Raw genomic sequence first — 16,361 nt, forward strand, 5'->3', positions numbered from 1 at the left:
TCTATTTTGTCCGCCCTTAGATGCACCAATCATCGGTATCCGATCATGGTCAAAATGGGAAGCCAGGATAGACAACAGGCAGTTGGTTTCGTGCGGACTTAATTTGTCCGGCAACATAGTAATCATTCGACATGCCCGGTGTAACATCCCGGAGCCGGACAGATAAACAATCGGCGGCTTATTCCTGACTTACTCGCAATAAACCGATCAGCAGCAAAAATGCGATCAACAATCCGCCAATAGCATAATTGGATGCAAGTACATGAGCTCCCTTTGTGAACCAGTCGCACAGTTCAGTAAGCTGGTTATTGACAAAGAAATAAGGACGACTAATGAACTCTACTAGAATAATCTCCATCGGGTTCATTCAACTGGTTGAAGTACACTAACCCCTATTTTATGCTTAAGCCAAGCTGCTCACACCAACCTGATCGGCAACGGCTCGTGCTTCAGCAAAAGCCTGATTAAAATAGCCGTCACGAAAATCTGTCATGAGTTGATTGGGGCTACTATAGGCATATGCAATGTCCACATGAGCCAACCGCGTTAGACTTTCTGTCTGCTCTGCTTGATTGAAGCTGCCAATGTCATGCCCGTTTATCAATAAGATGCTGACTATTTCAGACTCAGGCACCCCGTTATCAGGATACGTTTCGTAAACAATACCTATACTGCCTGCGGGGTTAGGGCCGAAAGAATCAGTTGTCCGAACTATATCACCAACCTGGTAAGCCTGGACTGTTTTTTCGTCTGATTTCATGTTTTTCATGTTGAGGACAACGACTAATTGATTTTCAAAAATATGTATTTCACATTAAATTTAACAGTTATAATATAAAATATATATTATACTAACCGAAACTTGTACCTCTTGGTTAGTCCCCATCAGGCTCCTCTAAAGGCAAGGTTTCATCATCAAGCATAGACCGATTAGTCTGCGCAGATGCAAGAGAAGTAAATCCTATAAATTCCACCTGGTCAGTTAATTCCGATTGGGTCCAGGCCGGAGCCTGCAGCCTCCCCTCCTGCGTTACCCGATGCCAGAGGGCACACCCATATATAATGTGACCAGTCGTCCTTAAGCGAAATGCAGGCGGCAGAGGTTCCGTGTAGAGCGCTTCATCATCGCAATAGGCAGCATCAGAACAGTCGTCTGTACCGATTGATTGTTGTCCGGCAATGGTTAGCCGACGAGCCCCAATTTGTCGACAAACGTCGACCAGCGAACCGTCTATGTCAACGGGATATACCTTTTCCAGATAAGGGTCAATTTTCAACAGCTGAGTCATCTTTGATAAGGAGTTAAATTCACGGCCGTCTTTCTAAAATGACGGCCGTGATCATTTACCATGAAAACACATAAATTGGCGCAGGCTTGTAGGCTATTGGGCCTAGAAACTCAATTTCGGCAGTTACCTCCACGAGAGTTGCGCCGGGAGTTACCGTATCACCCTCCCCATTACTACCCGTCCATACTCCATTACCGAAAATAATCTGTCCGGTAGAACGCAGCCTGAAAGCTACCTGGTAAGGATCATCAGGGAGAAGGTCATTGCAGAAAATACCGTCTCCATCAGGTTGGCGGGCCGTATAATCTATCGTGTCACAATCAATCCACTTATACAACTGCTCCAATGAGCCATCATGTAAAACCGGACGTACCTGTTTATTAGTAGCGTCGATCAGAAATACCGGTACAGGTTGCTGAGGAGAGGGAACGGGATTCGTTGCCATTCGTAAGTGCCCGCTATAACATGACGGAGCCGCACAGAATCAATAAAAAGTAAAGAAGAGCTGGACACTGTTGTCCAGCTCAAATCGCATCACGCCAATGCGGTCTGTTCGGTTGCCTCTTCCTGCAATTCGCTTGGCTCGGGTTCGGGAAGCAGATCCACAAACGGGTTGAATACGTTTTTAGCTACCTGCGTCTTTCCCGTCTCGGTGAGCGTCTCACGACGGTACAGGTTGATTGTCTGTACGTAATCGGTCATTTCCTGCGTATTGGCTTTATCAGCGGGTTTGTAGGTAAATGACGCGATGTAGTATATGCCTTTGGGCTGTATTTTGTTATTCTCCCGCTTATCCGCGTTCACCGTCAGCACCACTTCGTTGAGTTTGATACGGTTATATACCAAGGGGGTTATAAGTCGCTCTAGGTTAGCCACACTGTACCCGTGAAACAAAATTTCCGAAACGCAATCAGCGTCGTCAATGAAGAATAATTCAGCCCATTTTTTCAGTCCCTGACCCAAAATGTCATCCGAAAAGATACGCCAGGCGATGGGCTGAAACGACAGCGATGAACCCAATTTTTCAATATTGTTCTCATCATAATGAATGGAGAACTTGCCCTCTTTGGCATCGAAACGGTACTGTTTGGGGTTACCTGGAATGTACAGGTACTTGTCTACAACTTCACCCGTTTCAGTATCTACAATCTGAAAGGGACCGACAGGCGACCCGGTAACAGAGGGATTCGCTAACGCTTGCATTGTCTTTGCCCGAAGTAACACGTCGGTGCCGCGCAATAGGAACATTATAAAGATACAGCTAAATAGGCATAAGACAAAGCTATCTACCTGTTAAACAGCAATATAGATTAACCCTCCGCTCCCTTTCGTTCGCCGTTCGTTTGAGGATTATTCATGCGATAAATCAACATTCTTTGCCAGCTCTAACCGTAAAAGCTTTAGGCCATAGCTAACGGTCAGTTTGTCAAGCTTAGATAGGCTCACTTCCTCCGAAGAAACGTTGATGCGCTCAATGAGGTCATTTACTAATCGCTCATACTGTTCGTGCTCAACGTACCTACTCTGTATGTCCATTTGTTGCTCAGCATCCATGTTTCATTTATTCTAGCATTGACATTGTGTCAATGGGTGTTTGGCTGGTTCTCACGTAACTACATTAATTTTTGTGGCGTAGCTTTAGAAGGTGTGTTCCTCAAATTGGGTTGAGTCCGCTCGACATTTGCTTTTTGCGTTTGAAGCTCTTCGTTCCAATCCTTTGCAAAGGGACGTTTGACAACCAGTTTGTCGGTTAGACCCCGCCATTCGATGGCCAGTTTTTCAATTCGGGTCAGCATAGGGCGGTGGTTGGGCAAGTGAATCGTCAGCAAACTATGGTTTCCCTGTTGCATAATAGCATCCGCCGTCGCTCGATTCATGTCCGGTGTGTACCCTTTGTTTAAGGTTGTTAACACTTTTTCTTGTAGTGATTCAAGGTGCACCTTCCGTTTTGCTTCTTCAACCGGTAACCCATATACGTCAATTGATAAAATATTACTGTGTTTGTTGTGATTGATACTCAACTGGTGATTCGCCTGCTCAATGGATTGGCCTGGAAGTTGAAGTCGACCTGACCAGCCAATATTGAAGCGAATGCCGCTGTTATCATTATCGTGTCCCAGAATTACTTGCTCCGGCTTCACCCGGTCAATTAACCGTTGTACGGTAAGGGGCTGAAGTGAAGAAGGTTGCCCACCAGTAGCCACATAGACCCGGTCGTAAGGTTCCTTTGGTGGGTGAAGCTGGTGATAGGACAAGGCGTCAATCGGACTCTCACAAATCAGCATTTCTTTGGGTTGATGGCCTTTGGGTAGGTTCGACACCCAGATACTCTCCAGGCGTTCGCCCCAGGTGTGTCCATTAACCAAACCCGTTGGACTGTCATTCTTTAGCAAAATGGCCGTAATACCCTGTTCACTCTCCATCGGGAATACTGTGTTGATGACCGTTTCGCCAGTCTTCTTACTGACAAACGTCTTGTTGAAAATTTTGCCAATAAACGCCCGGTGGCCAATTGTGTCGACCGTCAAGCCTCGCTTTTCCATGAGATAATCCGTGTTCGTCAACGGATCAAGCCTGAAGTAATGAGACATGGCCTTACTTCGGGTCGCTTCAGCGGGCGGTTGACTTTCAACCGTATCAGTGGAACGGCTATTAGCAAGGTGTGATAAATCACCCGTATACCGGCCAATAAACTCGTGAAGCTGCTGCCAGCCCTCCCTTGTTGCCGTGTCGATGTGTAGTTTATCAATTACATAATCAACAATCGTCCCCCGATCACGGCGGTCCTCGGGGTTATAATAAAAGTATTCGTTTGTATTTTGATTGTTGCCGATGATAAGCTTTCGACCTTCAGCGTTTTCAAGCACTGGCCAGCGCCGGGTCGATTTTCGCCGGTCCTTCGAGAAACCTTCTGTCTCCAGAAACTGCACAAGGTCAATCTGCTGCTTGTAGTCGGATAACTGCGGCTTTGTAGTCAGCATACGTGTATGTTAGTTGGTTATAACGTTGAGAGAAGTTGCTTAGGGATTTGCTTTAGGTGCCCGCTTTGTCCGAGGAGCGGTTGCCGTTTTGCCCTGATTTGTATCGTTGTTGCCTATGCTGTCAGATGCGGTAGCCGAACTGTTGTTTTCGGACGTACCGATTGGAATGTGGTCGAAACGTAGGCCTCGGCTTGCCGCTGATACGCGCACATAAGCCGAAAAAGCTGTGCCGGCTTTACTGGTCATGTTATCGAGCCGAATAGCCTTTCCCTGAATCAGCCGCTGTTTTTGCAAGCCATTAAGCGTTACTCCTTTCAAGTGGGACATCCGCTCAATTTTCGGTCGAATTACATCTGCACGAAGTACCGTAAGTGTCTTCGTGTCTTTGTCAACGCCAATGAAGCCGGTGAACTTTTGGCCACTCTGCTTGTCGATTAGTTCAGCTACCCGACCCATATCGCCATACTTATGGAGATTAGCCTTATCCTTTTCGGAGAAGATATGCCCCAGGTAACTTTCTTTGAGAGTCAACTTCTGCTGAACGTCCTGAAACACAACTTGTGGGCCATCGTCTGGCGTATTCAGCACATACAGCTTTCCTGTATTGCCATCACCCGTTGTGACGACATCCGTTTTTTGGCCATTGAGCAATCGCTTTGCGTTCTCCCCGGTTAGCTCGACAGCAAACTGACGGTTAGCCTGTTCGAGCAGTGAATCAGGGTATCGAGTTTCCACTACAACCGGTTGGAGTTGATCATTCACTACCGGCTTTTCAGTTACCGGTGATCCAACCAATGGTTCACCTGAAACAAGTTTTGCCTGACGCAGGTCCACAAACTGACCTGTACCCGGTAAAGTACCGACGACAGTCACGACTTTGGGTGATTCCCCTGTATTGAAAACTGTTACGTGAAATTGACGATCAGCATACCCGTAGCCAACTAGTGGCATGCTCGGGTCATAGTGGCTATAAAGTGTGGTTTCAAGGGTGCGTATAGCTTCCTGATAACCCAACCGGTAAAGATTCATTTCTGTAGGGCAATCGGGGTCACCAACCAAGAGCATAGGCTGTTGCCAGCTTATGGCACGGACCGCAGGAAAAAAAAGCGGTTCGTCCCGATGGTACTTCTCCTCAATCAACTCGATGGCCGATTGGTCGTTAAAAATGTATACCTCTACCTCCCGTTCCTTTCGTATGTCACAAGGTTTGTGCTGATTTATCGTGTAGCGAACTGCCGTGGATAAAGCACAATACACGTCGATCTGCGGATTAATTGGTAAACGCTGATACTGATCCTGGGTATGAGACGTATTCTCAAATCTCAATTCGATTGAAGGTGGTTGACTAGTTGAATCAATTTCCGATACATACCGGATCGGCTCCTCCACAGGTTTATCGCCGATTAGTAATTGGCGAATCTCTTTAAGAATGGCCTCCCCTACCAGATCAAGCACCTGCTGTGCCATTGAAGCCCTCACTTGCGCTGTGACTTTCGGTCCTACCTGCATACAACTATATTGTTAGTTTACCCTATTTTTGGACCTTTCTGCTTTTTCACTTTCTTGGGTTTAGCCTCCTCCCCTAGTGGCTTCGGCGCGTCCTGTTTTTTCTGTTTGGCTGGCTTGGGTGCTTCGATCCGTTGTGCGGCTGCCTGCTTTAGTTCTTCCTTTGGCTGAATCGTTTTCTTCCCACCAGCCCCATCTCCTTTGAGTTGGTGTACGGGTTTGGTTAGGTCCTGGGCTGTCTTCTGATCGACCGTCTGTTTGACCACGTTATCTGGGATTTTCGCGAATGTGAGCGAGCGTTTGGCTGCCGAAACCTGCACATAAGCGTTGAAGGTTTGGCCATTATTACTAGTCATTCCTTCCAGCTTGATGGCCCTCCCCTGCTCTAGGTTTTTTTGCTGGGGTTTAGTCAGTGTTATCCCTTTGATCGTCTGCGGTATGTGTAGGCGCTCGGCCCGGAGGACAGTCAGGCTTTTCGTGTCTTTATCAACTCCGATGTATCCCACGAACGGCTTGCCAGTCATTTTGTCGGTCAGGTCTACCCGCTTACCCATCTCCCCGTTTTTTTCTAGGTTTTGCTTGTCACGGGCTGTCAACTCATAGCCGAGAAATTCTTTCGGTAGCAGCAATTGCTTACGCTCCGGCTGTATACCGACAATTGGCCCATTGTCTGGCGTATTGACGATGTACAGTTTCCCGGAGATTTGAAAGGGTTTACCTTCCTCACCCGCCTGCGTCAGCTTCATCAACCCGGTCTTTCTACCGTTGAGCAAATCATCAAGGTGGCCAGCTTTTTCTAAATCTTGCCGGGTCACCCCAACCTTTTCAAATTGAGCGGCAACTTCCGCCCACTGGTAGCGAGTTGGCCGACCCATTACGGGTACCTCTACGCCCGGTGTGTTTGTCTCGTTCATGGATATAACTTGAGTCTGATTATTTACGATTGGTTGAGTAGTCGATTGAAGCGATATACCGGCAGTTGTGGTCGCTCCATCAAGCCCTGGCTTACGTTCCATCGCCGTATTAACCGATTGCCTTTCAGCAGACAGATGCCTCTCGGTTATAGCTGGTGCCTCAGCAAATGACCTGATATGACCTTGGGAAGTTTGGGCGATTGTAGATTGGGGAACTTGTGCATCTGCCTGGTTGACAGTTCCCAGCCGTTCCCCTACCTGAGCCGGTTTTGTGGAAGAGTCCGGTTGGCGTGCTATGTCATACGGTTCCCGGTTTTCAGGCGTTGCTTTTGCTGGTGCAATCCAGTCACTTACGGACTGCCGCAGACGTTGCCAGGCGCTTAAAGAGGGGCCAGATTCCTGGAGTAACTGAAATGATGGAGTCTCGACAGGTCTGACTTTTTCAGAACCTACTTCCTGGATTGGCTGAAGACGGTCATTGCTCTGGAGCTGGCCTTTCAGTTCTTTATGTTGACGTTCCAGATCGGTAATAAATCGGCTCATCTGCTCATGGTTAAGCTGAGCATTGTGTAGGAAGTTGGCTAGAAACCCACCATTAATGTCTAGGTGTAATGTCACAGGACTTACCTGACTACGCATTAATGGCGTACTCAACTCCCTTACTTGTTCATTACGAGATTCGGCTTCAGCTATACGCCCGGGCGTATTGACCACATCAATGCGGTACGTCGCTTTTGGATCGATGAACGAAAGAGGTAAACCCTTTACCGTTTCATGAATCTCCCATAGGTAATCAGTGAGTTTAACACGGTCGGTTTCAGGTGCTGTTTGGGTACGTTCGTCAACGCGTTTAGCCAGGTCCGCTTTTTTTAGCGTCTCGTCGTATATGCATCGGGTGATCTCCTCGTCCGACAGTAAGCCATCATTGGCCAAGTATCCCCTTAACTGTTCATATTGTGCGGAGAGCACCAGTTGATATTGTTGCGTTTCTGATCGCTCAAATTCCTGTAGTTGCGCAGCTTCCAGGCGTGTGCGCTCATTGGGTTTAGGCTCTACCGTGCTTTCGGCAATAGGCATCGGCTCCATATATATTATGTGTTGTTTCTGACAAAATTATTGTTTTTATATATTATTCATATAATTTTATTATAAATAATTTATTATATATATTAAATATGAAAGTAAAGATCATGGCGGCAAGCACCGCGCTTCTACTAATGTGTACAAAGTCCCTTCAGGCACAGGTCCTTTTCGCTGCTCCTGCTTTACCCCTGGATACGTCAACAACACGGCAAGGCCGGGCCAGCTTTCGAGTTAGCTGCTTCGAATCAACAATAAACTTTCAACGTGAAGGTTCTCCCGAAAGGCTGCTAATCAATCCGGATATAGACTCACTGCTGGCCTGTTTCACAGATAGTATTTTTAAGGGGTCTAATGCGGTTAAACATTCCGTTGGAAATCCTACCCACCAGTTACAGTTTATACCAGCTATACCACCCCTACGATTAGTATCCTGGCAGGAATACCGCGTTACGAGTAAATTTGGCTGGCGGACTCATCCAATTGGCGGGAATACTAATCATCATAACGGACTCGACATAGCTCAACCCACCGGCACACCGGTTTATGCAACCGCCTTTGGCGTCGTAAAATGGGTAAAGCGAGAAATGGATGGATTGGGACTAGCCGTTTGTATTGAGCACCCAACGGGATACGAGTCCATATATGGACATCTTTCCACCCATGCGGTCCGTGAGCGGGATGTCGTCCAACGAGGAGCGTTAGTTGGACAGGTAGGTAGTACGGGTCACTCTACAGGACCGCACTTACACTATGCAATACTATTTCAGGGCAAGCCTGTTGACCCCGAACGGTATTGTTTTTTATGGATCAAGCTGGCCCGCGCCGAACTAACCCAAATACAACAGCATCGGTTGGACGGGCCAGGTTTCATTCCAAAGCGTACCAAAGGAACGATTAAGCGAGATTGAGCAATCAATTTGTTATGGCTTTTGCTCGACCTTATTAATTTCATCCATAAACTGATGGAGCAGGGTGAGTCGTTGGGCTTCGCGCTGGTCATTAATACGCTGCCGCTTGACTACTTCATTAGTGAACATAGGTACGTTCGGCTCATCTTCCTGTTCGGGATTGAACAGCCACTCGTGACTCACCTTATGGCGTTTTACGTAGTAGAGAGCAATAAGCGTGAACATTTCACGCGAGACTTTCAGCCCGTTCTCCAGACGATAGGTCAGATTCTGTGTGGTGCCAAACTCATCGGCTAGCTCCTGCTGACTCATCTTCAGGAATTCACGTACTTTAGCCATACGCCGGGCTATAAGTGCTGCATAGGCTTCATTTTCCTTCTCTAATTGCTCCATTACTGGTGATATACGGTCATTACTCATCTTTAGGTTGCAGGTTTTCGACCAAGTGCTTCAAAGCTGGATCATTGGTCAGCCGCTCAATTTCGGCTTGAATTAACGCAGAAATATCCTTTTTCACCCCGTTGTAATTCGTCTCCAACATATAACTTAGTTGATGGTCAGAGATTTGGGAAAATTCAACACTTGGCGGAATGGGCTTTACCCGCTCTAATTCAGCAATCATCGCCGGTTCTACCAGCAGCCTGGCATGAAATATTTTCTGCTTAATAGCCTCATCGAAGTTGTCAGCAACCGCTCCGACAAAATGTCCCTGCGACAAATTTGAGATTTTAGATTCGGGTATCACCGAATCCAGATTCTCGGAAATAGACAAGTTGGTATCCCGTTCCGTGAACGAGAGTGAGTGTCGAACCTGTTTATTTTTCCCAAAGCGGCTAGACATGGTCTTAGCCGTTTCACCCAGCACCTGACCCGAAAACACATTTCCGATCGTATTGAAGATGGTGGTAGCCTCCTTGTCACCGTAATCACGCTTTAACTGGCTCAGGTCCTGCAAGCCCAAACAGGTAGACACCTTATTACTACGTGCGGTCGCAATCAGGTTGTCCAAACCCCGAAAATAAATTGTGGGTAACTCGTCGATGATTAGTGACGATTTCAACCGGCCTTTCTTGTTGACTAGCTTGATCAGCCTGGCGTTGAAGAGACCCAGTGCGGCTCCATACACTTCCTGCCGTTCCGGGTTATTGCCTACACACAGTACTTTGGGATCGTCCGGGTTATTAATGTCCAGACTGAAATCATTACCCGTCATTACCCAGTAAAGCGCCGGGCTGGAGAGTCGGGAAAGTGGTATACGAGCTGATGCAATCTGACCTTCTAATTGCTCGTAAGCCTCATTTCTGAGGGCACTGGCGAAGGGTTTAAGTAGGTTTTCAATTTCGGGTTCCGATTGCAGGATCGGGAAGAGTTCGCGGTATTCAGCCCCGGCAAATTCAATGACATGGGGAAACGTGCAATAACGTTGACCGTCATCTGGCAACCCCTGCTGGGCCAGATCTCGCAATCGACGCTCATCGTATTTTTTGAGGTACCAGATAACGGCCGTTAGAAAGTTCATTGGTGATTCCACAAAGAAATCCCCTTGTTTCTGAATCCATGATTTATTGAGGTTCAAAAGAATGGTCCGAGCAGCTTCCTGTGCGTCAATAATATCAGACATCAGCTCTGGCAGCAATGGGTTACACCGATTCGAGCGCCGTGGGTCATCAAAGTTGATAACGTAGAATGTCGGCATCCGTTTGAACGCCTTCCTATTTTTCTGTAAGTAGTGATAGGCAATATTCGACAGATCGGGAAATTTGTAATCGTAGATGTACATGGTAAACCCCTTCTCAAGATGTTGCCGTATGAAGTTATTGACGACAGCAAACGACTTTCCTGACCCAGGCGTACCCATGACCAACGTTGCCCGAAACGGATTAACCACGTTTACCCATCCCTTCCGAAGCTTCTTCTTCACATGGTATTCCGTTGGAATATTGACCGAGTATTCGTTCTGTTTCAACTCTGCCTCTTGCTCGAACGACTCGTTTTCGTCATTGAAAGCATCTTCTCCAATCTGCACACCCAGAATCTGATTTGCGTAACTGCCTGCCTTGATCAGCAGCAAATAGCCGATCAGCGTTGTTACTAAGTAGGCTCCGTTACGGGTCTCAACTGACAGCCACGCCACCCGAAGAAGTTTTCCATTCAACAATAACAATCCCCCGCCAATAATACTGGCCCGGGTAACATGTGCCCAGGTTACGTTTAGCTGCTTACGCGTTTTGTTACCAAACGTCCATATCCCAAGTAGCAATAAGGCGGCTAGCTTGGAGTAAATGGGATGTGAAAAAAGGTGGGTTGCCCTGTCAATACTCAAGATGAATCGGTCCAACAAGGCAAAGCTGAACCCTATCGATTGTAGCGTGTCGTAGCAGAAGAAGTATAGATGAAACCCAATCAGAGCTAGCGACATAAAAAGGAGCATGTTCAGGATGCCCCTATACTCTTTGTCCTGCGTTCCCATTTGACGTTGACGTAGCGATTAATATTGAACAAACTTGTTTCTATCGCTAATATATGATTTATATTATTTTCGTCAACACTATGTCTAAAAGTGTGCAAACAGGCTCAAATAGATACTCTACAAACCCCGCCCCATATATATAATATATTATTTGTTCACATACGGCGAATCTTTCGCATCAGATTTTTTTTCCCTTTGCCCTGAACTTGCTCCTCTCCCGCTGGTTTTTCTGGCAGCCCTGCAGTCTGATCCAGTACTACTGAGATTTTCGTTTGCTTCTCGGTTTTCTCCTCAACCACCTTGTTCTTACTTTGGACGGTCGTTGATTCCGTGAACCTTGTAACTTCTCGTTTATGTGCCTTTGTCTCACTCGTAGCAACTAGTTTTTGTTTTTGAACGACAGAATCCTGAGGACTTTGGATCACTGGTTCCGGCTTTTCAACAGGTTTGCGCTCTGTCTTCTCTGAAAAGTTTTTCACTAACACTGCTCTGCTTAATTGCTTTTCTAACTCGGCTTCGTATATAACAACTCTTGTCTGGTTGCTTATGTAGAGGTAAGCTCCATTCGCTTCTCGTGCTTCGATGCCGAGTTGGCGTAACGTCTGTTTAAACTCGGTCTCTGTCAAGCTTCGGTAAAGGTCTAATCGCTTTTCAATCAGGCTTTCTACTGCTCTGCACTCTTTTTTGTGTTGATCTTCTCGATTTGAGAATAGGTCCGTTAACCTGGCATGTGTTGGCCGGCTTGGCAGACTGCTTGCTTTTATGGGTCGATTATCAGCACCCCCAGGATTAACATGTTGGTACGTGATTCCTGATTGGCTACGCCCAGCTTTCATATTCATTACAATCCCTTCACAACTCAAGTATTGCTTGAGACTGTTCACTGATCCAAATGAGTACGTATCCAATGTACTTTTTACTTTATCGTTAACTGACAGCCTGATAGACTGCTGTTCAATACCTAACACCTCCCCTACCCTACTTGGCACTTTCGTCGGTAATGAGCGTTCGGCCTGCACCAAACCATACTTCGTTTCGAGTCGACGACGTACTTTTTGCAAACGGTTCTTGATGAATGTATCCGTGATTTTACGCCCTTCTGCATCCACAGCAACGCTCACCACGTGAATATGCGGGTGTTTCGTATCATGATGCTGGTACATCAGGTAAGGCTGTTTACCAAAACCTATTTCCCTCATTATCTCACTTCCTATGGCTTGCAGCTGATCGACTCCTACCACTTCTTTGGGATGAAACGCAACGGCTAAATGCACCGATGGTTTTTGAATGCCAGGATTGAGACGAGCATACTGTTCGAGCAGTTGAAGCCTGAACCGCGCATATTTTTGGGCTTTCTCATTATCGGGGTAGTTGGCAATTTGGATACGCTCGGCCTCTCCCTGCTCCACTTTCCGCTCATTGTAACGGAATGCTCCTGCTACATCTTTTCCGGTCAAGATTCGTATAACCATGTAGTGATTTGTTCAATGGTTTTCTGAATCCTAAGAAGCTCTTCATTTAGCTTATTGACAACAGTTGGCTGAGCTTCCTCCTTCTGCTCTTCTTCGATTATCTCAGAGATAAGTTGCAATTGGCGTCCCCTTTCCTGCAAATTGATGATGATTGTCAGTAGCAATTCATCTGGTTTCGGCCCCCTGCTTTGCTTGTCTGACAACAATATTTGCTTGAGAAATTGAGCAAACGCGAGCTTACTGCCCGCTTTCGTTTGCACATACTTTGCCTGTATTTGACTATTCTCAACAGGAGTTACCCAGCAGTTAAGTTTGATTGTTGATCTCTCTGAGTCGATTTTAGGAGGTCTTCCCCCTCTACGTTGGCCTGTTTTTCTGTTTTCCACCTTTGCGTTGTACGCTGCGTACAGTTGATTTTCAACTTATTTCCATTCTGTTCTAAGTGAGAATGAAAGCAGGGCAGTTTCGCGGGTAGCAAAACACATCTTGCAAATACGTCCTAGTGAGGTGGTGTGTATTCAGATGGCCGGTACAAATATGCTTCTGTTCTATCTTTTATCAAAGTGATGTTGTAGTGCTTAATACAACATATCATTTAAGATCGAACCTACCTACCTTGTCTTTTGTCATCTTGTTCTGTTCGAAGAGATGGAATGCGTTTCAAGCGAAATATTCCGCAAGTATTTAACAATCAACATTATAAATTAAAACCTTATAATAATATGGCATTGTTACAATATCATACATTCAATTCTCAACTCAATAATTTAATCTTATCATAAACTCACAATATGATATTGTGTTTACACTATAATATTATATTGTTTATAGATAATAATACAACAGTACAATAATGTCACTTTACTATTTTATTGTACTATTTTAACTTCATATTATAATATTGTATTTTTACATAAATAAAGTAGTATCTTATATATTATATAAATTACTCTTTTATTAACTTAGTATTTTTTGTACTTATTAATTATTAATTGTACTTAATAAAGAACTTAACTAGTAAGTACAAAGGCATTTATATATTTCTCTTAAAATTGCACTAAATCATAAAAGCGCTTCCAAGATGGCAAAACTGATTTCCGTGTGTACCCAGAAGGGGGGTGTCGGTAAAACGACACTGACTATGCTGTTGGCCACCTACTACCATACCACCGTAGGGAAACCGGTAACGGTAATTGATGCTGACTTCCCTCAGCACTCTTTTGATGCAACGCGCCGATCTGAATTGGCAAGCATCCAGAACGACGAGGAGATTCAAAGTCTATATGTAACGCTGTACCCGGAGATGAACCGTGAGCTGTATAAGGTCTACAAGGGTTCACTCGAAGAACTGGCTATGTTCTTAACCGACCTAAAAGGTAGGGGGGAAGACGAACTGGTATTCATCGACATGCCTGGTACCATGAACGTCAAAGGTTTCGACCGGGTAGCATCGCAGTTGGATTACGTGATACTACCAATGGAAGCAGATAAAATGAGCTTCACGGCCGGACTGCAAACGTTGGACCTCTTCGACCGCTTCCGGGAAGCAAAGGGAGCCGACTACCAACTGTTCATGCTCTGGAACAAATACAAGAAATCAGAAAATCCGAGTTTGATGCAGGGCATAGAAAACATTGTACGGGAACGAGGGAATGTGCAGATACTTGAACAGCGGGTAAGTGACTCAGTTACCTGGAAACGGGAACGTTCCACGCTGTTTCCAAGCGAAAAGGTTAAAAACCTGGTGGGCGAATTAAATCTGTTACTTAACATCACTCAACCAGTAGGATAAGCCATGGCTAAAAATAAGAAAACCTTAGACGACGCATCCCTTCGGGCAATGGCTAACCTGGCAACAGCTTCATCTGACCTCAGTAAGCTACAGGAAAATTATGGGTGGAATGCGGATGAATCCGCGCCAATCGAAGAGCAACCGAAAGTGCCCACAATGGAGGTGTCTGCAGCACCAGTACAACCGATGGCGAATGAACCAGTTATTGAATCACCGGTAGTCCCAACAGGGGAGGAGTCAATCCAATCACAAACTGAGGTTTTAAACAAAGTACCAAAGGAGCCAGCCACGACAGGTAAAAAGGTTGATAAATACACAAACACGTACCTACAACCTATTAAAGGATTTGAGCGGCCCACCAAGGTGGCATACATATCAAAACGCTCTCATTCATACATCGCATTTCTGCAGCGATACGCTGACCTGACAGGCAGCAAGGTATCCATGCAGGAAATCATGGAGAATATATTCCGACAGCACTTTAGCGACAATAAGGCTGAGATAGAGATGATGCGGACAACAGTACAACAAAAAGAAGCCGAATTACACGAATGATAACACTATGGATTAGTGCATCCCTGCTAGCTCTGACGGGCTGGCAGGGTTACCGGTTAGGAAAAGAGTATGGATGGTGGGGGAGAAGCGCAACCGCATCTAAAAAGGGGGAGGTGGACGAGATGCCTTCATTAGAAAACACCAAATCAACTGAGAATGGCTTGGGCCGTTCAAGAACCAACTTTGGGAAGTTACTGGGTGGATTTACACCAGCAAGCCAACAAGCCATTGTAACTAATGATAGCAGCATCGATGAGGAGACGGAGGGACCAATTATTGAGCCAGCCACAACCCTAATGCCGAAAGATGGACCCACAGACGAAATTGAGTATCCAGCCGAAACAGATCAGATACCCGAAACGTGCAGCTGGATGGATGAGGAATCTATTTCATTAGTCGACTTTGATAACGATGAGGAACCAAAAAGTGAACAGCCATTTGTGCCACTGAACGAATATATAAAGCGAGTACATACAGTTCAACGAAAAATGACGCAACTGAACAAACGACGCAACGCAGATACAAGCTTTGTGAAACAAGAACTAGGTCTATTGATCGATACGTATCAGCTTGAGAATGACCAGGCATTAGATTGGCTTTTCCAACAGCATGAGCAAACGTCTAAACCTGATTACGGCTCGCTCTTCGATCGGATAGAAAGCTTAATAGCCTAAAAAATTTTGTCCCAATTAAAATACTATATATATTAGCATCGTATTTTTAATATGTAAAACATATAATGAAGGCAACTTTGTGCAGTTTGGGCATTGTAGGGCTGCTTCTACTGAGTCAACAGATCCTCGCCCAAGATGAATTAAAACAGGCAGTTGAGGGTGCGACGACGCAACTAACGAACGCTAGAGCGGGAGCGATCCGACTTGGGCAAGCAGCTGCAGCGATAGTGGGAATTGTGGGGGCCATTGGGGTATACAATAAATGGTCAAACGGAGAGAGTGACGTACGGAAGGCCAGTGCCTCCTGGTTGGGTGGTTTGCTGTTCATAGCCATCGCCTTTATGATTCTAGAATCCATTTAACAGTAAAAACAACTCAACAATGCAAAATCGCTTTAATCATTCGAAGGGTACTAGCGCGGCCCAACTTATCGCGTTAATTGTGGCAGGCGTACTGGTGGCCCATATTGCCCCGGCGCAAGGATTAAGTACACAAGGGTTGAGCACGGCGGCAACGCAAGTAAGAGGAGCGTTCACGATCGTAACGAATTTGATGTACGCCGTTTGTGCCATCATAGGCATTGTTGGTGCCATTTCCGTCTATAGCAAATGGTCAAACGGAGATCCTGATACCCGGAAAGCAGCAGCCTCCTGGTTTGGTGCGCTAATTTTTGCGGGTTTGGTCGTAGTGACGCTGTCAGCCGTTTTCGGAGCCTAG

17 protein-coding genes are annotated in these 16,361 nt (G+C 45.9%); 6 read left to right on the top strand and 11 right to left on the bottom strand.

The window, feature by feature from the left end:
- Positions 1-403: 403 nt before the first annotated feature.
- The 7 genes from ACAW87_RS23810 to ACAW87_RS23840 all read right to left on the bottom strand — a co-directional run bounded on the left by ACAW87_RS23810 (position 404) and on the right by ACAW87_RS23840 (position 7,776).
- Positions 404-769, bottom strand: a complete 366-nt coding sequence (locus tag ACAW87_RS23810) for a hypothetical protein (protein WP_370726158.1) — start codon at positions 767-769, stop codon at positions 404-406.
- Between the two features lie 106 nt (positions 770-875).
- A complete protein-coding gene (locus tag ACAW87_RS23815) occupies positions 876-1,289 on the bottom strand; it encodes a hypothetical protein (protein WP_370726159.1) in 414 nt (137 codons plus the stop codon).
- Positions 1,290-1,344: 55 nt separating this feature from the next.
- Entirely contained in the window at positions 1,345-1,734 is a 390-nt protein-coding gene (locus tag ACAW87_RS23820) for a hypothetical protein (protein WP_370726160.1), read from the bottom strand.
- An 89-nt stretch (positions 1,735-1,823) separates the two neighbouring features.
- The gene (locus ACAW87_RS23825; protein WP_370726161.1) at positions 1,824-2,537 is read right to left on the bottom strand and encodes a hypothetical protein; all 714 of its coding nucleotides are present in this window, start codon (positions 2,535-2,537) and stop codon (positions 1,824-1,826) included.
- Between the two features lie 365 nt (positions 2,538-2,902).
- Positions 2,903-4,270: a toprim domain-containing protein gene (locus ACAW87_RS23830; protein ID WP_370726162.1), complete on the bottom strand. Its 1,368-nt coding sequence runs from the start codon at positions 4,268-4,270 to the stop codon at positions 2,903-2,905.
- 39 nt (positions 4,271-4,309) lie between these two features.
- The gene (locus ACAW87_RS23835; protein WP_370726163.1) at positions 4,310-5,779 is read right to left on the bottom strand and encodes a DUF3945 domain-containing protein; all 1,470 of its coding nucleotides are present in this window, start codon (positions 5,777-5,779) and stop codon (positions 4,310-4,312) included.
- A 17-nt stretch (positions 5,780-5,796) separates the two neighbouring features.
- The gene (locus ACAW87_RS23840) at positions 5,797-7,776 is read right to left on the bottom strand and encodes a DUF3945 domain-containing protein (protein WP_370726164.1); all 1,980 of its coding nucleotides are present in this window, start codon (positions 7,774-7,776) and stop codon (positions 5,797-5,799) included.
- Positions 7,777-7,907: 131 nt separating this feature from the next.
- On the opposite strand from ACAW87_RS23840, the gene ACAW87_RS23845 reads away from it, so the two are divergent.
- The gene (locus ACAW87_RS23845) at positions 7,908-8,681 is read left to right on the top strand and encodes a M23 family metallopeptidase (protein WP_370726214.1); all 774 of its coding nucleotides are present in this window, start codon (positions 7,908-7,910) and stop codon (positions 8,679-8,681) included.
- Positions 8,682-8,693: 12 nt separating this feature from the next.
- Here the strand turns inward: ACAW87_RS23845 and ACAW87_RS23850 are convergent, their stop codons facing one another.
- The 4 genes from ACAW87_RS23850 to ACAW87_RS23865 all read right to left on the bottom strand — a co-directional run bounded on the left by ACAW87_RS23850 (position 8,694) and on the right by ACAW87_RS23865 (position 13,009).
- On the bottom strand, positions 8,694-9,074 hold the full coding sequence (locus ACAW87_RS23850) for a helix-turn-helix domain-containing protein (RefSeq protein ID WP_370726165.1): 381 nt from the start codon (positions 9,072-9,074) through the stop codon (positions 8,694-8,696).
- Between the two features lie 19 nt (positions 9,075-9,093).
- Complete coding sequence (gene mobC, locus ACAW87_RS23855) at positions 9,094-11,151, bottom strand: conjugal transfer protein MobC (RefSeq protein WP_370726166.1); 2,058 nt, start codon at positions 11,149-11,151, stop codon at positions 9,094-9,096.
- Between the two features lie 155 nt (positions 11,152-11,306).
- Positions 11,307-12,623 (bottom strand): relaxase/mobilization nuclease domain-containing protein, encoded by a 1,317-nt coding sequence (locus ACAW87_RS23860; RefSeq protein WP_370726167.1) that lies wholly within the window; start codon positions 12,621-12,623, stop codon positions 11,307-11,309.
- On the bottom strand, positions 12,605-13,009 hold the full coding sequence (locus tag ACAW87_RS23865) for a hypothetical protein (protein WP_370726168.1): 405 nt from the start codon (positions 13,007-13,009) through the stop codon (positions 12,605-12,607). Before ACAW87_RS23865 ends, ACAW87_RS23860 begins: the two co-directional genes overlap by 19 nt.
- A 695-nt stretch (positions 13,010-13,704) precedes the next feature.
- Between ACAW87_RS23865 and ACAW87_RS23870 the strand changes: the two genes are divergently transcribed.
- From ACAW87_RS23870 to ACAW87_RS23890, 5 genes are all read left to right on the top strand, one after another.
- A complete protein-coding gene (locus ACAW87_RS23870) occupies positions 13,705-14,415 on the top strand; it encodes a ParA family protein (RefSeq protein WP_232563731.1) in 711 nt (236 codons plus the stop codon).
- Between the two features lie 3 nt (positions 14,416-14,418).
- Complete coding sequence (locus ACAW87_RS23875) at positions 14,419-14,970, top strand: DUF3408 domain-containing protein (protein WP_370726169.1); 552 nt, start codon at positions 14,419-14,421, stop codon at positions 14,968-14,970.
- A complete protein-coding gene (locus ACAW87_RS23880; RefSeq protein ID WP_370726170.1) occupies positions 14,967-15,644 on the top strand; it encodes a hypothetical protein in 678 nt (225 codons plus the stop codon). Before ACAW87_RS23875 ends, ACAW87_RS23880 begins: the two co-directional genes overlap by 4 nt.
- A gap of 65 nt (positions 15,645-15,709) precedes the next feature.
- The gene (locus ACAW87_RS23885) at positions 15,710-16,006 is read left to right on the top strand and encodes a DUF4134 family protein (protein WP_370726171.1); all 297 of its coding nucleotides are present in this window, start codon (positions 15,710-15,712) and stop codon (positions 16,004-16,006) included.
- Positions 16,007-16,025: 19 nt separating this feature from the next.
- Positions 16,026-16,361, top strand: a complete 336-nt coding sequence (locus ACAW87_RS23890; protein WP_370726172.1) for a DUF4134 domain-containing protein — start codon at positions 16,026-16,028, stop codon at positions 16,359-16,361.

Source organism: Fibrella aquatica, assembly GCF_041321135.1.
Classification (GTDB): Bacteria; Bacteroidota; Bacteroidia; order Cytophagales; family Spirosomataceae; genus Fibrella; species Fibrella aquatica.

Excerpts from the sequence above, each read along its gene's own strand:
- ACAW87_RS23870 (WP_232563731.1), top strand. The coding sequence starts at position 13,705 with ATGGCAAAACTGATTTCCGTGTGTACCCAGAAGGGGGGTGTCGGTAAA.
- ACAW87_RS23860 (WP_370726167.1), bottom strand. The coding sequence starts at position 12,623 with ATGGTTATACGAATCTTGACCGGAAAAGATGTAGCAGGAGCATTCCGT.
- ACAW87_RS23820 (WP_370726160.1), bottom strand. The coding sequence starts at position 1,734 with ATGGCAACGAATCCCGTTCCCTCTCCTCAGCAACCTGTACCGGTATTT.
- ACAW87_RS23815 (WP_370726159.1), bottom strand. The coding sequence starts at position 1,289 with ATGACTCAGCTGTTGAAAATTGACCCTTATCTGGAAAAGGTATATCCC.
- mobC (WP_370726166.1), bottom strand. The coding sequence starts at position 11,151 with ATGGGAACGCAGGACAAAGAGTATAGGGGCATCCTGAACATGCTCCTT.
- ACAW87_RS23890 (WP_370726172.1), top strand. The coding sequence starts at position 16,026 with ATGCAAAATCGCTTTAATCATTCGAAGGGTACTAGCGCGGCCCAACTT.
- ACAW87_RS23835 (WP_370726163.1), bottom strand. The coding sequence starts at position 5,779 with ATGCAGGTAGGACCGAAAGTCACAGCGCAAGTGAGGGCTTCAATGGCA.
- ACAW87_RS23885 (WP_370726171.1), top strand. The coding sequence starts at position 15,710 with ATGAAGGCAACTTTGTGCAGTTTGGGCATTGTAGGGCTGCTTCTACTG.
- ACAW87_RS23845 (WP_370726214.1), top strand. The coding sequence starts at position 7,908 with ATGTGTACAAAGTCCCTTCAGGCACAGGTCCTTTTCGCTGCTCCTGCT.
- ACAW87_RS23840 (WP_370726164.1), bottom strand. The coding sequence starts at position 7,776 with ATGGAGCCGATGCCTATTGCCGAAAGCACGGTAGAGCCTAAACCCAAT.
- ACAW87_RS23875 (WP_370726169.1), top strand. The coding sequence starts at position 14,419 with ATGGCTAAAAATAAGAAAACCTTAGACGACGCATCCCTTCGGGCAATG.
- ACAW87_RS23825 (WP_370726161.1), bottom strand. The coding sequence starts at position 2,537 with ATGTTCCTATTGCGCGGCACCGACGTGTTACTTCGGGCAAAGACAATG.
- ACAW87_RS23850 (WP_370726165.1), bottom strand. The coding sequence starts at position 9,074 with ATGGAGCAATTAGAGAAGGAAAATGAAGCCTATGCAGCACTTATAGCC.
- ACAW87_RS23830 (WP_370726162.1), bottom strand. The coding sequence starts at position 4,270 with ATGCTGACTACAAAGCCGCAGTTATCCGACTACAAGCAGCAGATTGAC.
- ACAW87_RS23810 (WP_370726158.1), bottom strand. The coding sequence starts at position 769 with ATGAAAAACATGAAATCAGACGAAAAAACAGTCCAGGCTTACCAGGTT.
- ACAW87_RS23880 (WP_370726170.1), top strand. The coding sequence starts at position 14,967 with ATGATAACACTATGGATTAGTGCATCCCTGCTAGCTCTGACGGGCTGG.